The sequence below is a fragment of the Streptomyces sp. NPDC057623 genome, assembly GCF_042800355.1.
Taxonomy (GTDB): domain Bacteria; phylum Actinomycetota; class Actinomycetes; order Streptomycetales; family Streptomycetaceae; genus Streptomyces.
In genome coordinates this window covers 1-2055 of sequence record NZ_JBHVGZ010000035.1, presented here as the reverse complement: position 1 = coordinate 2055, position 2055 = coordinate 1, and the positions used below count along the sequence as shown (strand labels likewise).

Annotated in this window: 2 protein-coding genes; both read right to left on the bottom strand. The window is 70.5% G+C overall.

Annotated features, from left to right (window positions below):
- On the bottom strand, window positions 1-1415 hold a 1415-nt coding region (locus ACFU95_RS29685; RefSeq protein WP_383833322.1), incomplete at its 3' end, for a serine/threonine protein kinase.
- A 14-nt stretch (window positions 1416-1429) separates the two neighbouring features.
- Window positions 1430-1993 (bottom strand): hypothetical protein, encoded by a 564-nt coding sequence (locus tag ACFU95_RS29680; RefSeq protein ID WP_383833563.1) that lies wholly within the window; start codon window positions 1991-1993, stop codon window positions 1430-1432.
- Window positions 1994-2055 lie beyond the last annotated feature (62 nt).

Sequence of the window (2055 nt, the reverse complement as noted above, 5' to 3'; positions counted from 1 at the left end):
CTGGGAACTACAGAAGGTTGGTGGATAAACGTAGGCGCCTCAAAGCGATAGCGGGGGTCGCAGGGGACCACAGTGGTCTCCCATTCCCCTTCCCCTTTGGGGGGGTCGACCCCCCCCATCAAGCCTGTCTCACTCGGTGTGTCGCAGAGCAGGTAGAACACTCCGTCCGCGTACGCAGTCGGGTATCTGTCCATGCCCGTGCCCAAGAAGACGGTCGTGTTCAGCGGGGAGAACGCGGCTTTCCCGGTCGTGGCGTCCAGAAAGGACGTGGCGGTGTCCGTGACCACCATGACCACCTTGTCGGACGCTTCCAGGCATTTGGGGCGGTTCTTTCCGGCGCCCGTCCACGCCTTGGCGGCGTCGGGTCCGGCCAGAACGATCGCTTCCGGTCCGTCCGTCGAGGACGGCGACGCGGAGGAGGCCGACGTCGAGCGCACGCCTGACGGAGCGGTAGGCCGCGCAGTGGACCCGGACCCGTCGGCCCGGCCGCCGGGTGCAGACGACGAGTCGCCGGAGAAGGCCAGTGCCGCCGCGGCTCCGCCGAGTACGGCCCCACCCCCGGCCAGACCGGTGATCAGCTTGCGGCGGCTGACACCCGTGCCGGCAGCGGTCACCGGCGGAGGAGGAAACGGGCCCAGGCCGCCGCCCCCGGCGGACACCGATCCCATCGCCGCGACCGCGGCGGCCATGTCGGCGGTCACCGTCGGCGGCAGCCAACTGCCCTCAAGGGTCGGCAGGTTCTGATGTCTCAGGTAGTCGACGAGTTGCTCGGCGGTGGGACGGTCCGCCGGTTCGGGGTACAGGCAGCCGCCGATGACGTCGCGCAGCGACACGGGGAGAGCGTCCGTGTCCGGCTCGCTTCCGGAAGCCGCGAACAGCACGGTCGACCCGAGGTCGGACATGTCGTCCGTCGGTGAGGGTGCCGGACTGCCGGTGGCTCCCGTGATCCCCAGGGCGGTGATGCGGGGCCCGTCCATGGTGAGCAGCACCGAGTCCGGGCTCACCTCGCCGTGGACCGTCCCGGCCGCGTGGAGCGCGGTCAGCGCCCGGGCGAGTCCGTCGGCGAGCACTCGCAGAGCCGGTTCGGACAGCGGGCCGTGCCGGTCCACCGCCTGTCGGAGCGGCAGTCCGGCGGTGAACTCGGTCGCCAGCCAGGGAACCGGCGCGTCGGCGTCGGCATCCACCACCGGCACGAGGAAGGCGCCGGACAGCGTCCGTGCCGCCTCTACCGCGGCTCGGAACCGGTCCCGGAAACCCGGGTCCGCGGCGAGTTCGGGCCCCACGACCGTGACCATGACGAGTTGCCCCTCGTCCGCGCGGGCCGCGAACACTTCGCCCCCGCCGACCGTGCTCTGCCTTCCGAGCAGCGCATACGGCCCGATCCGATGAGCACCGTCTGCTCCGGGATGATCCATCGTCCGCCCGCCCCTCACGCCAGCCTGATCGTCTGATCACGGGCCGCCTGGTAGGCGCTGCCACCGCCGGACACATGGGCCGTCATGGTCACCGACGGCTCCGGATCGGCGGCCGGCGCCGTGCCGTTCCCGGGTTCGAGAGCGGTATCGGCATCGGCATCGGCGTCGGACAGGAGAGCGGTCAGCGCCTCGCCCAAGTGCGCCAGCCCGTCCGGCAGATGGGTCTCCGGAACGCGGACGAACTGCAGGCGCGCCAGCTCCGCGATCTCGGCCGGCAGCGCCGAGGCGTCGGGCAGCAGCGTCGCGTCACCCAGAAGGACCGGGACGACGCGGTTCCCCGCCCGCAGAGCTGTCGCGATCTCCAGGCGGACCCAGTCGTGAGCGCGGTCCAGGAGCCGCACACCGTCCTCGCCCCGCGCGTCGAGCCAACCTGGCCCGATCAGTACGCACATGAGCTCGCAATCGGCGGCCTGCCGCCGCAGGATCTCGGCGAAATCGGCCCCGGGCGGTATCGACTGGCCCGACTTGAAGATCTCGTTGGCACCTAACCTCGCGCTTTCACGAGGTGGGCTGTCCAAGAGTTGATCAGAAACACGGAAAGTGCCCTTGACCTGCAACGATAGGACTTGCTGAGGGTCCT